This is a genomic window from Paenibacillus sp. S150 (genome assembly GCF_019352175.1).
In the GTDB taxonomy this organism is placed as follows: Bacteria; Bacillota; Bacilli; order Paenibacillales; family Paenibacillaceae; genus Paenibacillus_AQ.
Window position 1 is genome coordinate 135,111 of the sequence record NZ_JACBYI010000012.1, and the last position, 20,902, is coordinate 156,012.

Annotated in this window: 12 protein-coding genes; 6 read left to right on the forward strand and 6 right to left on the reverse strand. The window is 55.3% G+C overall.

What is annotated here, in order from left to right:
* Window positions 1-2: 2 nt before the first annotated feature.
* The 3 genes from HYD27_RS13730 to HYD27_RS32020 form a co-directional block, all read right to left on the reverse strand.
* The gene (locus HYD27_RS13730; protein WP_219216005.1) at window positions 3-2,324 is read right to left on the reverse strand and encodes a hypothetical protein; all 2,322 of its coding nucleotides are present in this window, start codon (window positions 2,322-2,324) and stop codon (window positions 3-5) included.
* A complete protein-coding gene (locus tag HYD27_RS13735; protein WP_219216007.1) occupies window positions 2,257-4,458 on the reverse strand; it encodes a right-handed parallel beta-helix repeat-containing protein in 2,202 nt (733 codons plus the stop codon). Before HYD27_RS13735 ends, HYD27_RS13730 begins: the two co-directional genes overlap by 68 nt.
* 468 nt (window positions 4,459-4,926) lie before the next feature.
* The gene (locus HYD27_RS32020; RefSeq protein ID WP_228745120.1) at window positions 4,927-8,199 is read right to left on the reverse strand and encodes a fibronectin type III domain-containing protein; all 3,273 of its coding nucleotides are present in this window, start codon (window positions 8,197-8,199) and stop codon (window positions 4,927-4,929) included.
* A 253-nt stretch (window positions 8,200-8,452) separates the two neighbouring features.
* On the opposite strand from HYD27_RS32020, the gene HYD27_RS13755 reads away from it, so the two are divergent.
* From HYD27_RS13755 to HYD27_RS13775, 5 genes are all read left to right on the forward strand, one after another.
* On the forward strand, window positions 8,453-10,777 hold the full coding sequence (locus tag HYD27_RS13755; protein ID WP_219216009.1) for an AraC family transcriptional regulator: 2,325 nt from the start codon (window positions 8,453-8,455) through the stop codon (window positions 10,775-10,777).
* A gap of 136 nt (window positions 10,778-10,913) precedes the next feature.
* A complete protein-coding gene (locus tag HYD27_RS13760; RefSeq protein WP_228745121.1) occupies window positions 10,914-11,903 on the forward strand; it encodes an ABC transporter permease subunit in 990 nt (329 codons plus the stop codon).
* A gap of 18 nt (window positions 11,904-11,921) precedes the next feature.
* On the forward strand, window positions 11,922-12,809 hold the full coding sequence (locus tag HYD27_RS13765; RefSeq protein ID WP_219216013.1) for a carbohydrate ABC transporter permease: 888 nt from the start codon (window positions 11,922-11,924) through the stop codon (window positions 12,807-12,809).
* A gap of 32 nt (window positions 12,810-12,841) precedes the next feature.
* Complete coding sequence (locus HYD27_RS13770) at window positions 12,842-14,395, forward strand: ABC transporter substrate-binding protein (protein ID WP_219216014.1); 1,554 nt, start codon at window positions 12,842-12,844, stop codon at window positions 14,393-14,395.
* Between the two features lie 247 nt (window positions 14,396-14,642).
* The gene (locus HYD27_RS13775) at window positions 14,643-15,395 is read left to right on the forward strand and encodes a 3'-5' exonuclease (RefSeq protein WP_219216016.1); all 753 of its coding nucleotides are present in this window, start codon (window positions 14,643-14,645) and stop codon (window positions 15,393-15,395) included.
* Window positions 15,396-15,839: 444 nt separating this feature from the next.
* On the opposite strand, the gene aroD is transcribed toward HYD27_RS13775, so the two are convergent.
* Both aroD and rbsK read right to left on the reverse strand, forming a co-directional pair.
* The gene (aroD, locus tag HYD27_RS13780; protein ID WP_219216019.1) at window positions 15,840-16,604 is read right to left on the reverse strand and encodes a type I 3-dehydroquinate dehydratase; all 765 of its coding nucleotides are present in this window, start codon (window positions 16,602-16,604) and stop codon (window positions 15,840-15,842) included.
* A 48-nt stretch (window positions 16,605-16,652) separates the two neighbouring features.
* Window positions 16,653-17,585 carry a ribokinase gene (gene rbsK / locus HYD27_RS13785; RefSeq protein WP_309242062.1) on the reverse strand — a complete coding sequence of 311 codons (933 nt, stop codon included), beginning with the start codon at window positions 17,583-17,585 and terminating at the stop codon, window positions 16,653-16,655.
* A 285-nt stretch (window positions 17,586-17,870) separates the two neighbouring features.
* On the opposite strand from rbsK, the gene glgP reads away from it, so the two are divergent.
* A complete protein-coding gene (glgP, locus tag HYD27_RS13790) occupies window positions 17,871-19,487 on the forward strand; it encodes an alpha-glucan family phosphorylase (RefSeq protein ID WP_219216023.1) in 1,617 nt (538 codons plus the stop codon).
* A gap of 77 nt (window positions 19,488-19,564) precedes the next feature.
* On the opposite strand, the gene HYD27_RS13795 is transcribed toward glgP, so the two are convergent.
* Window positions 19,565-20,803, reverse strand: coding sequence for a GGDEF domain-containing protein (locus tag HYD27_RS13795; protein ID WP_219216025.1), 1,239 nt, complete (start codon window positions 20,801-20,803; stop codon window positions 19,565-19,567).
* Between the last annotated feature and the right edge of the window lie 99 nt (window positions 20,804-20,902).

Genomic DNA, 20,902 nt, shown 5'->3' on the forward strand with positions numbered 1-20,902 from the left:
TATTAAAGGGCCAATGATATCTTCCGGACCCCGCCCGGTGCGACCCGGAGGCGCGGCCAATCCGCAGAAGCGCATGGCCCCAGCGGTAACCCCGCAGCAGTGGACAGCTCCACGAACAGTTTGACCACAGCCGGATAATCTGTGGGATTAGCCACCGTCAGAACAGGCTTCCCCTCTTCCTCCTGAAGGGAACACTCTACATGATCGGCGGCCCACAGCAGCCCCTTATCGGGCTGGACGTAAATACCCGGCACCTCCGCATAGGTCAGCATACTGGACACTTCACACCAGCAGGACAACGGCAGCGCCTCACCGACACGTTCTTCCCCCTCCCAATCACTCATATTGACCCGTTCGCTCATATAGCCCGGCGGCATATCCAGCCCGTCCCAGCCCCGGACCGGCCGGTCATGCCGGGATAAATATTGGGTAAGCTGATGGGCCGTTTCCCTGAGCTGCTCCAGATAAAGGAGATTCCCCGTAGCGCGGAACAGCCTGAACAGCGAATCTCCGGACAGGGTGCAGATGCCGGGGGCGCTGTGCTTATTCTGCACATTGGCAATCACCGAACCGGCGGTCAGCATCCCAAGACGCTGGAATGTCGAGCCTTCGGGAAAGGCAAAGTTGTACGACACACACCAGGTAAGGGCCTGCTGGGCCGCCTCCTCTGCCCGCTCCAGCCATTTTGCCTCACCCGTCGTTTCATACAGAACCACAAACGACTCCAGCAGCGCAAAGGCCGATTCACTGTCCGGGCACTGCAGAATCTCCCCGGGACCGCCGGTGGTTACTCCCTCCAGTGTATAACGGCGGTAATAATAGTCCCCGGCGGCGCACGCAGCGGTGAGATACACCTCTTCATCCAGATAGCGGCCGTACAGCGCGAGTCCGCCGATGGCCATCGCCCCTCCGGCAGAGCCGCCGGCCAGCATTTCGCCGGTTCCGGCATGCACCCATTGCCCAAACTGGCCATACCTGCTCCACAGCCGGAGGAAGCCGTCCGCAAGCCTTCGTGTGCCCGTAAGCCACTGCTCCGGCACCGGCTCATTCAGCCCCCGCTTGTTCAGTGCGATGAAATGCTTGACCAGAAAGTAGAGCGCATCCGCACTCTTCCGCACAATATGCCACTGTTCCGGGGCATCACGGGCCGGGTCGTCGTTGAACTCATCACCATACCAGCGGCCATTGTAGAACACACCGGAGAAAAAACCGGCGGCTGTCTGCCCGCTGAAGATAAAATCAACAGTCCGCCGGGCGCGGCGAACCGATTCTTCGCCGCCCTCCAGCAGCAGCGCATAGCTGGACATGCCGCCTCCGACCCACCCGAGCTGCCAGTCCTGATGCTTCATATCCACAGTGCCCACGGCATAATAACCATAGGCTCGGTTCCAGTTCATTTCATTATATTTCTTTTCCTGGATCTCCCACGCTGCCGAGAACGGCAGACCCCAGGACAGCTCCGGGGTTCCTGTCAGCGACCTCCGCACCTGCGTAAGCACCCCGAACAGCCCGCCTACACTGCTGCATGGAAAGCTGTAGGCCTGAAAGCTCATATGAATTTTATCGCCTTCCCGGAAATCCGCCCCCCTGTCCATGGAAGGTTCTTCCGTCGTGCACATGTCATATTTAGTGAGCGGCCGCACGCCGGGAGCACGGAAAGCCACGACCGCGGAGCTCCTGTCCTCCGCCTCCGCCACATGAATGGAGGTCTCTCCGAACTCCGTCCGCTGCCGGGTGAAAATCAGACAGCCCTGTCTGCGGACCGGATCATACAGGCCCACCGCAGGCGTCGCCGCATCTCCGGCCAGCAGATGAAAGGCCGAAGGACCATCCCCGTAAGCCAGCCGGGGCACATCGGTAATCAGCGCGGGGACTTCCGGACCGCGCTCGGGCAGCCTGGTCCAGCAAGGCGGATAGCTGAGCTTGCGCGCCTCAAAGCGGTTTCCCTTGTACACCGCGCCGGGAACAAGCACATAAGTGGAGGGGGTCCAGGCCGCAAATTCAAAGCGCACCTCTGCGGCAGCTTGTGCGGATTCGCCCCGGTGCAGCCACTCCACTTCGATTTCAGCGCCGGGATTCTCCCCGTTTACTGCGGCATAGCTCAGTGAAATCTCCCACCCCGCAGCTTCGCCTGCGGCGAGAAAGGTCTTCTTCTCGGCAGCCGCCCAATCGGTGTGGCATTCCCCCATGGGCTTAGCCGCCTCAAACGTATGCGACGAGAAGGCCAGCTTGGCACCGGCGGCTTCCAGCAGAAGCTCAAGCTTCATCTGCATTCCCCTTTTCTCCAGCGGATAATCCCGCAGCTCCTCCGGTTTCCGTTCCAACTCCAGTCCCCCTTGCACTACCGGCCTCTTCTCTCCAGTTCTCCCGCGGGCCAATGAGGGAGAAATCGATATCCTCCCAGCCTAATCCATAGACAGGTGAAGACGGGCGGAGACGGTAGTCTCCTGCCGCCCCATCGACGAAGCCGGGAGCAGCCAAGAGCGTTCCCGCGTCATACTTGCCGTCCAGAACGGAGCGCCAAGCCGCCCAATCATACTCATTGCCCCATACCTCATTGCGTCCCGCAGGCTCTGCCGGCAGCTCGCCTGAAATCCGGCAGGAGGCTCCGCTGCGCCAGAACAGATTGCGGTCCGCCGCCCGGAAGCGCTCCGGGCTCCAATTGACGAAGCAGTACAGATGACCGGAATCGGCGATAATATTGCCCTCCACCGTGATGTCCCGGTTGGCTTCGCCCACCATTTCCTGCGAGCCTATGGCATTGACCGCCTGCGGATTATCCACCATCAGATTGTTCCGGATCACATTGCCGATTCCTTTGGAGAAAATCGTCATCCAGAGCTTCCCTTCCCCTGTGCTGTACAGATGATCGAGCACGTTGTGCGTCACCTCTACATCATCCGAGGCATCATCCAGGTAAATGCCAAAGCCAAAGGAAAAGTGGATGCCGCTGTGATGCAGCCGGTTGCCATGAATCACATTCCGGCGGCCGATGCCCCAGGATTCGACCAGCCCTCCGTCCTGGCTGCCGGTCATCACCTCTGAAATATCGTTGTACCTGATGCTGTTGCTTCTGGTAAACAGGAAATCCCAATGATTCTCCCAGGTAACGGGAACACCCCACAGCGAATCCGGCATCAGCTGATGCCGCTGCCCTTTCAGCGAAATTCCGTAGCGGGGCATCTGCGAGATTAGATTATGCGAGACTACACAGTCTCCGCATTGGTACAGAAGGATACCGCTGCCGTGGCCGACAAGCTCGCCTCCGTGACTGATCCGGTTATTGGTAATCAGATGGTTCCTGTTCTGATCGGCCGCTGCCGGTCCGGCAAAACCGCCCTCACCGGGAGCATACCCCGCGGCGTACACCGCCGTATGGCCGATCCCTTCAATCCGGTTCCCCGCCAGCGTAATCCTCTCGGCGCAGCGGTCGAGAAAGATGCCGCAGGCGCCCGACCCCCGAATGGTACAGGCGGATATTTCGACATCTGCGGCATTGCGGATATAGACCACTCCGTTCCTGTGCTCGTCAGGCTCGGCATTGTCCATTCCCGGTTCACTGCGCATCATCCGGTAATCCGCATAGAAATCGGTACAGGCCAGAGTAAGTCCCTGGAACGCGAGGCCGGAAACCCGCTCCGCTTCGTCTTCTCCATATATTTCAAGCAGCCGCAGGAGCTTGGGCGCAATTACCGTCTGTAACAGGGGATTCCCGTTCCTTGGGCGGTAATACAGCCTATCCGCTGCCTCATCCAGATGGTATTGTCCGGGTTCGCGGAGAAATTCCAGCGCCCCTTGCAGAAAATAGCGTGAGCCTTCCCCAATGCCCCAGGTACAGGGGCGCTCCAGTTCAATCGTTCTTGCCGCCGGGTCTATCCGCCGCACCGGGATCGTCTCGGAGCACCAGTTCCATTCCCCTTCCCCCGGCCAGACAAACAGCTGCATGGCCGCCGGGTCCAGCTGCTCCGGCACCTCCCCTTCCCGGAAGAGGATGCCTTCACGTTCTTTTCCCGCAAGCGCACCGGCTTCGAAGTAGCCTGAGGCGGGCAGGCGGGCCTTATAGACCCGCTCCCCGTCGGCATATAAGGTCTGGAACCGGGTTCCCTGCGGCAATGCGGCGCGCCAGATCCCATCACGCCACACCGTCCAGCCGGAGAGGACAGTGCCGCCCAGCAGAACAGGGACTTCTCCCTCCGCATTGCGGTAGGTCACACGGCAGTCACCTGCTGCGTCTCGACTGCCGAACCGCAGCGGCGCTGCCAGCTCATAGGTTCCGCCGCGGAGGAAAACAGTGATCCGGCGATATTGCCCGCTGCGCACGGCTTCACGCACCGCCTTCTGCGCAGCCTCAATGGTGCGGAAGGGCAGATTCCGGCTTCCGCCCGCGGAGTCGTCCCCGCTGCCGGGGTGTACATACAGCTGCAATTCGAATTCATTGTTCCGGTTGGTTGCTTCCATTGAATTTCATCCTCTCTTTGACCTTGACTCCTGCGGAAAGACGCCCTGCACGAAGATGCCGGCGCTGCCGCCTATGCCTCCAGCATGCGGGGGCTGCGCCGCAGATTCTACTGTTCAATGTTGCACTTGCTCATAATCCGGCTGTATTTTTTCCGATTTACTGTTCTATTCCTGCACCAAACGGCTACACCGTCCTTCACTGGACAGCGCAGCCGTTTGGGATTTCAATATTAAGCTTGCCCGGGACCTTCCAATTCCCCCCCCATTCAGGGGAATACGCTTAAATTAAATTTACTTTTTCCCGCTATTCAAGTGCACTAATTCCACGCAGTTTAACTTATCCTCAACTTTTGCACACCTTATCCGCCATAAAGGAAATTAATATTTTCTTAACAAGCGCAAAAGAGGCTTCCGCCGGCCAGCAGCCGCTGCGAAAGCCTCCCGTCATTCCGATAAACTCCGCCGGATTTATTGAATCGGAGCCAGATGCGCACCGTCGATCACGGTAAATGCCGAACCCCCGCCCGGGGTGGTCCAGGCTACAGCCAGAGAGTCATCTCCCTGGTCTTCCTTATGCAGCGCCTCCACGTAATAGCGCTGTCCAGCCGTCAATGTAATCTGGCCGGATTTCTGCGAGGACTGATAGTTCCAATTGCCGGCGGGCGTCCATCCGGCTATGCTGGCGATTTTGACTTTATCCGCGGCGCTGTCCGTTGTGCTGAGCCACAGCTCACAGTCATTGTCTCCGGCAATCGCGAATTGGTAGACCCCGGTTACTGTTGGCACTATATATCCTCTGACGCGCTCCCCGTAGCTGTCGGCCCAGTTGGAGGGTGCCTGGAAGCTGGTAAGTGCCGTAACTCCCGTCGGTGTTGTACTCACCGGAATGCTGGAAACTGAACTTCCGGCAATATTGCTCCAGTATTCCCGGGTAATCGTGCCGGTCTGGGTTGGGCCGCCGGGAGCAGCATCTGTGGTGACGCTCAGCGCACTGCTGGCTGCCGAGACATTGCCCGCTGCGTCTCTGGCCTTAACCGTGAAGCTGTAAGCCGTGCCTGCGCTCAGGCCGCTCACTGTAAAGCTCGTGCCGGCGGCCGTACCGGCAAGCGTGGTCCCCCGGTATATGTCATAGCCGGTTACGCCGACATTGTCGGTGGACGCGCTCCAGCTTAGAGTAACGCTCGTCGAGGTTTTTGACGGCGCACTCAGATTGTTCGGGACACTGGGAGCCTGTGTATCGCCGGGACCGGATGTTGGTGTCGGTGTCGGTGTTGGTGTCGGTGTTGGTGTCGGTGTCGGGCTAGGACTGGGTCCCGGGTTGCCGCTTCCTCCTTCGTTGACATCACAGGTTTTGTAATAGCCGACGGCCGGATCAGTGCCGAAGCCGTTCGTCGAGCACATGACGGTATTCGTAAAGGTCCCGTAGGCGTAGCTGCTGTTCGCCCCAAAGCGCACCTGCTTGGTGCCCGTAAAGCTGCACGGATTATTTTCGCCCGCACAATGCACCCAATTGGCCGAAGAAACCAGTGTCGTTACGCTCAGCGTATTGCTGGCTGCCGACAGGTTGCCCGCCGCGTCCTTCGCTCTGACGGTGAAGTTATAGGCCGTGCTTGCGCTCAGGCCGGTCACTTCAAAGCTTAAAGCCCCCGTCGTGGAGCCGGCCAGCACGCCGTCTTTATAAATATTGTAGCCCGTGACGCCGATATTGTCGGTCGAGCCGCTCCAGGTCAGGCTCACGCTTATGTCTGTTTTCGCTGGCGAAGCCAGATTCGCCGGAGCGCTTGGCGCTGAAGTGTCCGGGGCGTTGGTGGTCACGCTCAGGGCGCTGCTTGCCGCCGACACATTGCCCGCCGCATCAACCGCCTTAACCGTGAAGCTGTAGGCGGTATTGGCTGTAAGTCCGGTTACAGTATAGGAGGTTGCGTTTGCGCCTGTTGTAGAACCTGCGCTTACACCGTTTTTGTAAATATTATAGCCGTAAACGCCGACGTTATCGGTCGATGCCGCCCATGCCAGGCTCACGCTGGTGTCCGTCTTCGCAGGCGAGCTTAGGCTTGAGGGCGCCGTAGGCGCCGTGGTATCCGGAGGTCCGGCATTGACGGTGATGGTCTGCTCCTTCACGCCCGCACGGCCGCCGTTATCCCAGACGCCAAGAATGACATGGTAGGTGCCTGCCTTCTGGTACGTATAAGTCGGACTCACCGCCGTAACCGGAATGCCTTCCCCAAGGTCCCACAGATTCTCAACAATCGTCCCGTTGTCTGTGGAGGTGTTGGTGAACGTGACGGATTGGCCGAGCTGGACCGTGAGCGGTGCGGTGAAATTGGCCACAGGCTTCGGATCACTGAAGCCGCGGCTGGTCAGCTGCGTATTGGTGCCGTTGCCGCTGACCGTATTGCCGCTCCATTCCAGATCAGCCGCAGACGACGGATACTGATCAATGGACGGTCCCCCGTTGCCTGTAATGGTGTTATTAATGAAGCTTAGACGATCCACACCGGAAGCCGATGTAATCTCAATGGCCTTTCTTCCGTTATTGAGGATCTGGTTGCTGTCAAAGGTAATGTTCTTCGTGTCTCCATGGATGCGGACAGCGTTGCCGTCATAACCGGGATAGGCGGCTGCCGGGTTGCCGACCGGGCCGTTCCTCCACGTGTTTTTATAGAAATACTGATATTGCTCAGTTGCGCCTGTACCGGCCCCCTGCAGCTGCATGCCCCACATGACAATGTTCTGAACCGTATTGTAGTTCCACAGCTGGTAGCCGGTACCGGGAGACTGCTGCATCCCCACCTGCTGGCCGCCGTCCACCAGATTGCCGGAGGTCACGCCGTGATCGACCATAACCTCCAGCCCCATGTTGCCGACGGAGCCGTCCGTCGCCTTGACCACATTGTTCCGCACTGCGATATATTTCGAGCGGACGGTACTGATCCAATGGTCGACATTATTATTCTCGACGAGAGAATAATCGACATTCGTATGCAGCTCGATGCCGAGCCCTTCCATCTTTTTGCCGGTGCCGGTAATTGTATTTCCCCGGACAATTGCGTAAGGACTGTCGTCATTCACGAATATGCCGCCGCGGCCGGTATCCGAAATGGTGTTGTTCTCAATCAGCGCATAGCTGGAGCCCCATCCGGCCCGCACCCCGGCCCCCCAATCGGAATTGACGCCGCTGTTGCTTATGATATTGCCGGAAATCTCGAGATGGGTGGAGTTGATGGCATATAGCGCAAAGGGTCCGAAGCCGCTGGAGGCTACAAAATCCTTGACCCGTAAATTGCGCATTTTATTGCCGTCGCTGTCTTCGGAGGTGACCGCCGACTGCGCCGCCGTATTGTTGCCGCCGTCAAGTGTCATGTCCGCTACTTCCGCGTTGACCGCATTATGCAGGTAGAAGAAGGCGGAAGCCGTAGCTCCGGGGGTGAACTTGATGATAGTTGTATCCCGGCTGGCCCCTGCAATCTTGACTCCGGACTTGCCGTTAACCGTTCCGGATAAATAATAAGTACCCGCCGGAAAGAGTACCGTGTCCCCGCTGCCCGCTGCGTTTATGGCACTTTGAACCGCCGCTTTATCATCAGCCGTGTCTGCGCCATTCGCACCGTAAGCGGTTACATTTACTGTCGCGGCAAAAGCCGTCGGTGCCGGTACTGCCGGCAGGACAATCGAAATGGCACTTAGAACGCACAGCACCCGCATTTTCAGTTTTGAGGCGTGTTTGAGCTTGCTTATCATCTTCGTAAATCCCTCCCCTTCATTTCTGAATCGGCTGCAGATGCCGCCCTCGGGCAGACTTATCCGCCTCCCGGGACATCTCCCCCTAATCTTGCCATAGAATCTGGGAGCGGGATACTGTTCAATTTATCAAAAGCTTTATTTTTTAAGAATTACCCCGGATGCCGCACAAAAAGCCTTGCACCCCTATTCATTTTTGTTTACAACTATAGAGTAGCTTCTCCATCAAGTCCGCGGCAAAGGGGCTGAACTCATGAAACCGTTCTCATTTTATAAATCGAAAAAATATTTCCAGACCGTCATGTTCTCCATCATGCTTGCCATGGCCCTTATTCTGACAGGGTTATCCATCGTTAATACCTATGTGCTGGAACGGTCGATCAAAAATGTGCAGGAGAGCTCCAATCTGAAGGTGCTGACGCAAACAGAGTACAATCTTTCTTATATGAATGAAATTATCACCCATCTGTCCACCTTCGCCTATAACGATAATCTGCTGATTCCGCTTCTGTTCTCCAAACCGCTGCCCCAGATGGACTACATCCGCGGCTACCGCGAAATGTCCAATTTGATGAAAAGCTCCTCATTTCTGCATTCCATCGCCGTCTATAATGCTTCGAGCGGAGAGCTGTACGGCTCCACCAGCGACTTTTTGGTTGACGGCGGGGTTACAAAAGCGAAAATGGCGGATTGGCTGCTTCAGCCTCCGCAGCCGCATCCCACCTCCCGGCTCATTCCCGTCAGCCTTGAACAAGACGACGGGCGGACCGATGCCTTCGCCTTCATCGTAACCGATGCTTATCTGCCGTTTACCGGCGACCGTTCGGCACTGATTCTATATATCGAATCCGGCTGGATCTTTGACAGCCTGAGCCGGTTGAATAACGCCGGCAATCAGGCACAGGGGCAAATCTACATCCAGACCTCGGACGGCCAGCTGCTGTCCAATGAAAAGCCTGCCCGGACGGGCAGCCTGGACCAGGCGGCCATTACGGAGATGCTTCAGCGTAACATGGCAGCCCACAGCGGACATTCCGGTTCATTTATCGGCGGTACCGGCGGGGAGAAGAGCATTATCACCTATATGGACGGGATCGGGGACTGGACGATTCTGTATATCCAGCCGTACAAATCCGTCATGAAGGAAGTGGCAGAAGCCCGCAGCAAATCGCTGCTGATTACGGGTCTGTTCCTCCTGCTGTCCATAGCCGTTTCCATCTGGCTGTCCTATAAGCTCTATGATCCTATCGAAAACATGCTGCGGCGGATTCGCACCCAGACTGCAGGCGGCAAGCAGGACGGGCTGAAGGGCGGCAACGAGCTTGAGCTGATGAGCGAGCATTACCGGCTCATGTCCGAGAAGCTGCAGGAAATCACCTCCGAGCAGATCGTGAACAAATACTATTTCCGCAAATTCCTCACCGACAGCCGCATGTTCTCCCATAATGACATGCAGCTGCTGATCGAGAAACACGGACTGCACATTTCGCTCCGTGCATCCTTGCTCGTATGCGTGCTGCGGATTGACCGCTACGCCGCCTATGATTCTGCTACCCCGGCTTCCTCCAAGAAGCTGCACAGCTTCGCCCTCGTCAATATTGCCCAGGAGATCATGTCCCGCGCTTATTCCTGCGAAGCCGTAGATCTTCAAGGCGGCCATATCGTGCTTGCCGTATCGGCAGCGGGGAATGGGTCCGATTTCGGGAATGTCAAACCCTTGATCAGAGAAATTCAGGATACGATCGAGCAGTATTACGGCCTGTCGCTGTCCTGCGGCGTCAGCGGATCAATCTCCCAGCTGCCGCAGCTCTCCTCGGCCTACTATCAGGCCTATCAGTTGTCTCTGTACACCTTTGCTGCCGGATACAAATGCGTTGTTACGCCCGAGGAGGTCCGCGGGAATCTGGCAAACACACGGAAGTCGCTTCCGCCCGATATTGAGCGGAAGCTGTCGGAAGCCCTGAAGAAGGGTCAGCTTACGGCGGCCGGCAGCGAGCTGGAGAAGGCCTTCTCTCTTCTGGCTGTATTCCAATATGAAGAGATGCGACGGGCCGTATCGGACCTGGCGTGGGTGGTGCAGAATACGGCGGCGGACATCATGAACAACCGGGTTGCGACCTTGAACCTGGATATTGACCAGATTTACAGAATTCCCCAGAAGCATGAAACGCTCGATGAGATTTACGTTGCCCTTCTGGCGTTTTGCGCCAAAATATGCGAAGGCCAGCGGCCGGTAAGTCCCGAGCGCAATGAACTCATCATCGGTACGGTCAAGGAAGTGATCGGGCAGAAATTCGCGGACCTGAATTTAAGCCAGCAATCCATTGCCTCCAACGTCAAGCTCACCTCCGCCTATGTCGGCAAGCTCTTTAAGGAGAGCTGCGGTGTATCCATTACGGAATACATCAATGATGTAAGGCTGCGGCATGCGCAGGACCTGCTGCTGAAGAGCAATTATACGATCGCCGAAATCATGGACAAATGCGGCTATGCCAACCAGAGCTACTTTTTCCGTCTCTTCAAAGGCAAATTCGGAACCACGCCAAAGGATTACCGGATCAAAAAATCACTTTCCTGAGCCCTCATTCAAAGAAAAAACATCAATTCTGATTTTTTACAGCCCTGCCGCACAGCTTTTCGAAGATGTGATTGTAGCTCCCGCCTCAGCATCATGGCATGATGGTCTCATCACAGGAATGGAGGAGGAGAAAAAGATGGGGAAGCCTGAGCCGGTCAAGCTGGGCGCAATCCATAAGGGCACAGGCCATAAGCAGCCCGCCGTTCTTAGATGGATTACAAGCGAATTCAGACATCTGCGCAAGAACCGCGAGCTGCTGCTGCTCGCCTTGCCCGGTATATTGTTCAAGCTTGTTATTGCTTACTTTCCAATGGTGGGTCTGATTCTGGCATTTAAGTATTTCAGGTATGACCAGGGCATTTTCGGCAGCAAATGGGTAGGGCTGCAGAATTTCGAGTTTCTCTTTAAGGCGCAGGATGCCTTCCGTATTATCCGCAATACGCTTTTATACAACTTTTCCTATATCATTCTGGGAACGGTTGCGGCACTGCTGCTTGCCCTGCTCCTGGGTGAGCTGTCCGGGCGGCTGGTCAAAGTCTATCAGACGACGATGTTCCTGCCTTTTTTTATCTCAATGGTCATCGTAGGTTATGTTGGAAACGCTTTCCTTGACTTTCAGAACGGCTATCTCAACACCCTGCTGGGCTACCTGGGCGTGGAACCCCACAACTGGTATCTGGAGACTGCTCCATGGATTTTCATTCTTCCGCTGGTCTCGCTCTGGAAGGGCATCGGCTTCTCGACCCTGATTTATTACGCGGGCATTACCGGGATTAACCCGGATTACTATGAAGCGGCCACGCTCGACGGCGCAACCCGTGTCCAGATGATGAGAAGAATTACGCTGCCCCTGCTCAAGCCGCTGATCATTATTTTATTTATTCTGGGGCTCGGCAACATCATCCGCGGTGATTTCGGCCTGCACTATTTCCTGCCGAACAACGTGGGGCCGAACTTTCCGACCACAGACATTATCGATACGTACGTATACCGGGCACTGACGAAGCTGGGCGACATCAACTCTGCTGCGGCCGTCGGTTTCCTGCAGTCGGTAGTGGGACTCATCACGGTTGTAACTGCCAACTATGTCGTCCGGCGCATCGATAATGACAGCGCACTTTTTTGAACAGGAGGCCGTTTTATTATGAATTCCGCACCTTCCAAGCCGTCCAACGCCGGCATTAATATCTTCTTCATCATTGTCTGCCTGATTATCGCGCTGCCGTTCGTGCTCATCGTCTCGATCTCGCTGACCTCGGAGGATTCCTTAAGCCAGTTCGGCTACCACTTCATTGCCAAGGAATGGAGCTTCGAGGCTTACCGGATTGTCTTTGAGAAGCCGGCTACCCTGCTGCACGGATACGGGGTAACGATACTGATTACTGTGGTCGGCACGCTGCTCTCGCTGCTGCTGACGGCCATGATGGCCTATCCGCTCGCCCGCAGGGATTTCCGCTATAACCGCCAGCTCACCTTTTTTGTCTTCTTCACGATGCTGTTCAACGGCGGGCTGATTCCGTTCTACATTCTTATGACGCAGTATCTGCATCTCAAGAACACTCTGGCCGCGCTGATCATTCCGGGACTGCTGAGCCCCTTCAACATAATGATTATGAAGGGGTTTCTGGACAAAATCTCCAAGGAAATCATCGAGTCCGCCAAGGTTGACGGGGCCAGGGAATTCCGCATTTTCTTCCGGATTATCCTGCCGCTGTCCACACCCGCCCTGGCTACGCTGGGTCTGTTGATTTCCTTCGGCTACTGGAACGAATGGTTCAATGCGCTGCTCTTTATCGACAATGACAAGTTCATCCCTTTGCAGCTGCTGCTCGTGCGGATTCTGTCCCAGGCCGATTTCCTGGCCAACTCTCCGATGGCGGAGGTCTCGGATAAGCTGAAATACGCGAGCTTCCCGACCAAGTCGGTCCGGATGGCCATGGCGATCGTCGCAAGCGGTCCCATGCTGCTGATCTTTCCGTTCTTTCAAAAGTATTTCGTCAAGGGCATTACCGTCGGCTCCCTGAAGGAGTAGCCTTATTAATCAGATAAATGGAGGGTTCATCCATGACCAAACCTGCCAAAGCAATCGCTCTGAAGCTCTGCCTGTTCCTGCTGTGCCTGGCCGTCCTCGCCGCCTGCTCGGACAATGGAAATAACAGTGCCGCTTCCCCGGGCAATGACGCCAATGCGCCTGCGGCCAGCACCGATCCTGCCGGTTCACCTGCCCCTTCCGGGCTGCCGGAGGTTAAGCTGACCTTCATCTATCCGGTCGCCGCCGATCCTGGGCCTGACCAGCAGCTGGTCAACGACGAGATCAACAAATATTTGAAGGAGAAAATCAATGCCACGGTTGAACTCAAGCCGCTGACCTTCGACGAATACGAGCCTAAGCTCAATGCGATGCTTGCCGCTCAGGAAAACTTCGACATCGCCTTCAGCTCCAAAGGCTGGCTGGGCAACTATCAGCCTTACATCGACAGAGGGGCCTATCTGGAAATCACCGGCGACATGATCAGCAAATATGCGCCCGAAGCGCGGGCCAATATTCCCGATAAATTCTGGCCGGATATGAAAGCTGCCGACGGCAAGGTATACGGATTTCCTGTCTACCAAATCGCCGCCAAGCAGAAGAGCTTCGTTATTCAAAAACGTTTTGCCGATAAATACAATCTGGATATCGCTTCCATTCAATCGTATAAGGACATCGGGCCCTTCCTCAAAACACTTAAGGAAAACGAGAAAGGCATTATTCCGCTCGGCCTCGCCCAGAATTCCAACGGGATTTACATTGACCGGACCGAGGTCGGTGCCGACGGCTCTCCGGTATTTTACAAGAAAGACGACCCCGACATGAAGATGATCTCCAAGATCACCCAGCTGGAGGGCAAAAAAGAATATTTTCAAACGATGCACGACTGGTTCAAGGCCGGATACATCAACCAGGATGCGCCCGTGCTGCAGAATATCAATGATCTGAAAAACAAGGGCAACGTCGCAGTGGCCATCGAATTCACCTCGAAGCCGGGGGGCGAGATCAGTGAGAAGGCCATTAACGGCGGCAACGATGTCATCTATGCACCGATTTCCGACAGCTATTTCACCGGAATTGCCAGCGCAATTCAGGTTATCAACAAAAACTCCAAAAATCCCGAACGTGCGCTCATGCTGATCAATCTGCTGAACACCGATCAATACCTGTATAACCTGATCTGCAACGGCATCGAAGGCAAGCACTATACCAAAACCGGCGAGCAGTATATCGCACCCATTGAAAATTCGGGTTACGCCCCCAACGGCGACTGGGTCTTCGGCAACCAGTTCAACGCCTTCCTGAAGCCGGGGCAAGCCGCGGATACCTGGGAGAAAACGATTGAGCTGAACGACAACGCTATTGTGCCTGCCAGCAACGGATTCCAGTACAGCGAAGAGAAAGTCAAAGCAGAGATGGCGAACATCAACGCGGTCAAGAATGAATTCGAAGCTGCGCTGGAGACAGGAGCGGTGGAGCCGGACAAAGTGCTCAGCGATTATATCGACAAGCTCAAAGCCTCAGGCATCGAAAAGGTCGAAGCCGAGATTGGAGCGCAGTGGGAGGCTTTTCTGAAGAACAAAGAATAAGCTGCGGACGATCGTCAGCAGCGGTGAGAGGGCCGGCGGCTTCAGAGCATGACGGCGGCTTCACCGCGACCTGCATATCAAGCACCGGCGCTGCAATTGGGCGCCGGTGCTTTTTGTGCAATCCGTTATCCTTGAATCCATTCCCGCTCGCCTAATTCCCCATTCCTGCGTTTTTTTTGTTAAAATAGAATGGTCGGCGCATTTTCAGGCAATCTTAGCGCCAGTCACTGAAACGGAGGCCTCACCTGTGGATTATATTATTCTGGACATCGAATTCAACGGCCGCAAATTTGCCAGCGAGCACCCAATGGAGGTCATTGAGATTGGAGCCGTCCGGTTAGACGCTTCCTTGCAGGTTAAGGATGAATTCTCGGCTTTGATCAAACCCATATATTTCTCTACCCTGAATTCGTTCATTAAGAAAAAAACCGGCATCCCCCAAGAGGATATCGACGTTGCCGACCGCTTTCCCAAGGTAATTACCGCCTTTAAAGCCTGGCTTGATCAAAGCGCGGACGGCGTGCTGCTCCTGACCTGGGGCGGCGAGGATATGAAAAGGATCATACAGGATGTACGCATGCACAAAATGGACGATGCCTACTGGCTCGCCGCCACCTACTTCGATCTGCTCAAAGGCGTGCTGCGGGCCCGCGGCCTCAGCAACGATATCAGCGTCGAAGGGGCTATGGCCCTGTTCGGGCTGGAGCCCTCCGGGTCGGCGCACCGCGCGCTGGACGATGCCAGGATGACCGCGGATATTTTCCGCGCCGTCTTCCCGGAGCTGGACTTTGAGCGTTCCCAGCATTATGTGGACACCTTCTCCAACGCCAGAGAACGCAAAACCGTCAAGATCGCGATCAAAGCCATGAACGCGCAAAAGATCGTTCCCACCTGGGAGCTGGTGGCCGAGCATTACTTCCCCGGAGAAGATGCTTTGGCCGATCCCCGGAAGCTGGCGGAGCTGCAGGCTTATTTTGCGGCCCAGCTCGGCAAGAAATAGTGCGCCTCCATACTTAATCATAGCCAGCGGCAGTTCTCCTAGCGGGTATACTAGGAAGACTGCCGCTGTTTGCTTCAAATATAAGTGCTCAAGCTATATATCAATCTTACGTTTCTCGCTGAAAATTAACGTTTGACATTGCCGTTGCGTAAAGGTGTACAGTGATTTTGCAAGCAGCTGCCTGCACGGCGTCACAGTGAAGCGGTCCAGCCCTGGCACACGCTGACAAAGATTCGGAGGCTGAAGAGATTATGGAGTGGCGATCCTCTCTTCATCTTCTACGACCAGGATGGATTCCGTCATGTCCCTTCCCCCTCTTCTTCGTAAATATCTGAGATGCGTATTGCAAAAAGAGACGCCCTCATCCGCATCGGGAGCATCCCGTTACCCGGCGTTTCAATTCAGTCATAATGCAGCTTCCGCACGCTCAAGCCACTGCAGCTCCTACAGGCTGCGGTGCAGCAGTTCCAGCACGCTGCGCAGCTCGGCTACCGCCAGCTGACCCGGCGCCGAGGGCTTATGTGCCGCACCGAAGGTCAGCGCCGAGCCAAAGATTTCACCTGCCAGACGGCTGACTACACCTTCACCCGCCATGGACATGGTAATGATCGGCCGGTCCGCATAGAGCTCCTGCATCGTATTGGTTGCGGCAAGCAGAGCAAGTACATCGCCGGCGCTGTTTGGCATAACGGCAATCTTGGGCAGGTCCCCGCCAAGCTCCTGGGCCTTCCGCAGCCGGGAGACAATCTCCTCCTGGGATGGCGTTCCGTGAAAGTCATGATTCGAGACAATCACGAACACCCCGCAGGCATGTGCGGCGGCAATCAGTCCTCGGACATCTTCCTCCTCATGGAACAGCTCCACATCGATGATATCCACATGGCCGCTCTCAGCAGCCGCCTTATTCAGCCGGAGGTAATATTCCGTGGAGATCTCCCGCTCACCGCCTTCTCTGGCGCTGCGGAACGTGAAAATCAGCGGAGTGTACGGCAGGATGGAGGAGATTTCGGCCAACGCTTGCCGGACAGCCCCAAGCTCCTCCACCTCGGCAAAATAGTCGCTTCTCCACTCCACCAGATCGGGTGCCAGCGCCTTCAAGGCCCCCGCCTCTGCCACAAGCTCCGGCGTCGTGGCACCCATCAGCGGAACGCAGATTTTGGGGATGCCCTCACCGAGGACTATATTTCTAACGGTTACTGTGCCGCTCATTTCCTTCAGCTCCTTATAAATCAGCGTATATCCAGGTTTAAGTTCATATTACCATTCCGCAGCTTCCTTCAGGAAGCGCTCAACCTCCGGCAGCCGCGGAAGCGAAGGAATCGCCCCCTGCTTGCCAACGGCCAGCGCACCGACGGCATTGGCGAACCGGACCGCTTCATCAAGCGTTTTCCCGCCTGTAAGCTGCACAGCCAGCGCACCGTTGAAGGAATCTCCTGCAGCTACCGTGTCCACAGCCTGGACAGGGAAGCCGGGGATATGCAGGCTTCCTGCCTTATTCACAACCAATGCACCCTTGGAGCCGAGCGTCACGATGACGTTTTGTACTCCTTTTTGCAATAAAATCCGTGCTGCCTGCTCTGCATCATCTATACTGTTCACGGCGATCCCGGCCAGGATGCCCGCCTCCGTCTCATTGGGGGTCAGGTAAGTTACATGCTGCAGAAGATCATCGCCAAGCTCCTGCGCCGGAGCCGGATTCAGTATCACCGGAATTCCATGCCCGCCCGCCATAGCCGCAGCATGTTCACACATAAGGATATCCGTCTCCAGCTGCATCACTACAATATCCGCCTGGCTAAGCACAGGCTCCAGCGCAGCAATATCCGCCGGACCCATCTCTATATTCGCGCCGGGCACAACGATAATCCGGTTCTCCCCTTCTCCGTCCACAACAATGGAAGCCACACCGGTTGCCTGCGTTTCACTCTCCACAATATGCTGCGTATGTATATGCTCCTGCCGCATCACCTCAAGCAGCTCGCTGCCAAATGCATCCCTGCCTACTCTGCCGATCATCGTCACCTCGGCACCGAGCCTGGCCGCAGCGGCCGCCTGATTGGCGCCCTTCCCGCCAGGAGACAACGCAAACCTTTGTCCGAACAGGGTTTCTCCGGCTTGCGGAGCCCGTTCCGTACGCACTACCATATCCATATTCAAGCTTCCGATTACCACTATGCTCAACTTGGCCACCACCATCAGTTTATTTCTCTTCGACTTGATTACATAATCCAGGAGTTAAGCTGCCCAGCTTCCTTTTATACCCCTTCTTATCTTATGGCCTGGAGCCTGCTTAATCAAATTTTTAATATTTTCTTCACAGAAACTTCGGTATGCTTTTTCGCTGCGGATGTGCTAGAATAAGTGTGCAATCGCTTTCATACAACTCTTTATTCATTTGAGCAAACGTTTGCACCTAAGATTAAGCCTGCAGTAATGCCAGCTTCTACTCTAATTCGTATTTAGGAGGCTTATCAAGTGAACCAGAACCATTTACCGTCAGTAGCTTATTTCAGCATGGAATACGGCCTGCATTCCGACTTCAAAATGTACGCCGGAGGCCTGGGCATCCTGGCCGGAGATTACATCAAGGGTGCCAAGGATATCAGCGCTCCGGTCATTCCCATCGGCCTGAAATGGAAGCAGGGCTACACCGATCAGAAGATTGACGCAAACGGCAATCCTTACGACTCCTACCACAATTACGTCTATGATTTTCTTGAGGATACAGGGATGAAGGTTACCGTTAAGGTCCGCAAGATCGATGTGGTCTGCAAGGTGTGGAAGACCGATCACTTCGGCAATAACCCTCTGTATCTTCTGGATACGGATATTCCGGAGAACGGGGATGCCTGGATTACCGGCCAGCTGTACGGCTGGTTTGGCGAAGAGCGGATCGCTCAGGAAATTGTCCTCGGAATCGGCGGCGTAAAGGCCATGCGCGCGCTGCAGATTCCGATTGATGTCTACCACTTCAATGAAGGGCATGCCGCGCTGGCTGCCATCGAACTGATCCGTGAAAAAATGTCCGGCGGCAGCACCTTTGAAGAAGCCTGGAAAGCTACCCGGGAAGAGGTTGTGTTCACTACACATACACCGATCAAGGAAGGCAACGAGACGCATCCGCTCGACCGTCTGGAGTATATGGGCGCTTTCAACGGCTTAACCCGTGACCAGATGGAGCGAATCGGCGGCGATCCGTTCAATATGACGGTGGCCGGCCTGCGCCTGTCGCGAATTTCCAATGCTGTGGCCCAGCTTCATGCCGATACCGCGAACAAAATGTGGAAGGAGGTGGCCGGCAGATCGGAGATCATCGGGATCACCAATGCCATTCATACCCCTACCTGGGTGGATGAACGGATAACCCGGGCCTTTGAGAAAGACGGTGATCTGTGGGCCGCCCATAAAGAGATCAAGAACGAGTTGATCGGCTTTATTGAAGAACGCTCCGGAATTTCCCTGAATGCGGACAATCTGCTCATCGGCTTCTCCCGCCGGGCTGCCCCATACAAACGCAGCGACCTGATTTTCTCCCAGCCGGAGATTATCGAGCCTTATCTGGAGAGCGGCCGCATCCAAATCGTTTTCTCCGGCAAAGCCCATCCGCTGGATGACAACGGCAAAAAAATTGTCATGAACCTCGTAGCCATGATGAAAAAATACCCGAAGAGCGTGGTGTTCCTGGAAAACTACGATATGACGATCGGTGCAATGCTGACGCGCGGCTCCGACATTTGGCTCAACAATCCGCGCCGCCCGCTGGAAGCCAGCGGCACCTCCGGCATGAAAGCCGCCATGAACGGCGTCCTTAACTGCTCCATCCTCGACGGCTGGTGGCCGGAAGCCTGTATTGACGGAGAGAACGGCTGGCAGATCGGCGACGGATTCGAAACGGGTGATTTTGCAGTGCTCGACCAGCATGACAGCGATGCCCTGTACGGCACGCTTCTGAAGCGTGTACTCCCGACTTTCTATGAAAATAAGGATAAATGGGTGCAGATGATGCGCAAGAGCATCGAATCCACCCGCACCGAATTCGCGAGCAAACGGATGCTGGACGAATATTACAGCCGGATGTATATCAAAGGTTAAATTACGGTGCGCTGTCCCGCCCGCAGCCTCTGCGGCTGCAGGCGGGAATTGTTATAATGCAAAAACCCACTCTCTATTTACATATTCCCGCTTGCAGCTACTCTGTTGCGGCCGCCTGTCTTGGCATTGTATAGCCCCTGATCGGCCAGTTCCATCAGCGCAGCAATCTCCCCGGTATGACCGGCCTCACCCGCAGCTGCTCCAATACTGACGGTAATATAGGAGCTGACCTCGGAATACTCGTGTTGAACGGCCATTTGCTGAATCTGGCTGCGGATTCTTTCACTCAGCTCCATCGCTTCGTTCACTCCGGTATCAAAAGCAGCCACCGCAAACTCCTCGCCCCCCAGCCGGGCTGCAAATTGATGCGCCCCCTTCATTTCCGCCTGAATGACCTGAGCCACCTCTTTAATAATCCGGTCTCCTTCAGCGTGCCCGTAGTTGTCGTTGAACGGCTTGAAATAATCGATATCTATCATGAGTATGGCAACCAGCCTGGGCAGCTTTTCACCTTCGCTTAACAGCTCCTGCATTCTTTGGTCGAAGGCACGGCGGTTTGGTATTTCCGTCAGCGCATCCATAAGCGATAGCCTTTGCAACTCCCCGTTAGCCCGGGCCAGCTCCTGATGTACTTTTTCATTCTGAATGATTTGCTCCTCCAGCTTCCGGTGGCTGCTGCCCAGCAGAATCCTGCTGTAATAATTGCTGCAAAAGTTCACGTACAGAATTCTTGACGCCATCCAGGTGAAGAAAAGGAACAAAGCCAGGTTAACGTAATGGCCGACCAGCACATCCGATGACGATTGGAAAAAAGGAAGGCCTACATACAGCAGTCCCGCCGAGACTCCATACAGCCGCAATACCAGCCTGTTGTTGAAATAAAAAATGACGGAAATACTCACCAGGTTAATGACAAAAGCCATGACCTGCCCGTAGAGCCGCTGATCCGCCAATGTAACGACAGCACCCCAGACCACAAAAGTATACGCGTAAAGGATGAACAGCTTCTCGTACAGCCGGTAGCTGCCCTCCGCCAGTTTGACATCTCTTTCAAAGGACGCCGCACCCAGCAGAAAAACCGCATTCAGTCCAACCATGAAAATATACATTACAAAATAAAAGCTGAAATGAAAGCTTTCATGCAGTTTGGTAATGGATGCGGCCAGGTCGACCGCTGCCATAGCCGATTCAATGACTATAATTATTTTGGCAAAGAGCCTGCCTCTGGAAATATTCTCTTTTAACGTAAATATCCGCAACTCCCTGCGCTCATCCTCCGTCATCGTGAACGGCAGTGTAATCAGTCGGTCCAGCATGCTGTCTCCTCCTAACGCATGAACTCCATGAAATTCCAACAAATTCATTATCGTTCATCCCTAAGCCTCCGCACAACAGAAAAAGCCGGAATCCCCGCA

Bases quoted from the DNA above. Each gene is read 5' to 3' on its own strand.
- HYD27_RS13795 (WP_219216025.1), bottom strand. From the start codon at position 20,803: ATGCTGGACCGACTGATTACACTGCCGTTCACGATGACGGAGGATGAG.
- HYD27_RS13765 (WP_219216013.1), top strand. From the start codon at position 11,922: ATGAATTCCGCACCTTCCAAGCCGTCCAACGCCGGCATTAATATCTTC.
- HYD27_RS32020 (WP_228745120.1), bottom strand. From the start codon at position 8,199: ATGATAAGCAAGCTCAAACACGCCTCAAAACTGAAAATGCGGGTGCTG.
- HYD27_RS13770 (WP_219216014.1), top strand. From the start codon at position 12,842: ATGACCAAACCTGCCAAAGCAATCGCTCTGAAGCTCTGCCTGTTCCTG.
- aroD (WP_219216019.1), bottom strand. From the start codon at position 16,604: ATGAGCGGCACAGTAACCGTTAGAAATATAGTCCTCGGTGAGGGCATC.
- HYD27_RS13735 (WP_219216007.1), bottom strand. From the start codon at position 4,458: ATGGAAGCAACCAACCGGAACAATGAATTCGAATTGCAGCTGTATGTA.
- HYD27_RS13755 (WP_219216009.1), top strand. From the start codon at position 8,453: ATGAAACCGTTCTCATTTTATAAATCGAAAAAATATTTCCAGACCGTC.
- HYD27_RS13760 (WP_228745121.1), top strand. From the start codon at position 10,914: ATGGGGAAGCCTGAGCCGGTCAAGCTGGGCGCAATCCATAAGGGCACA.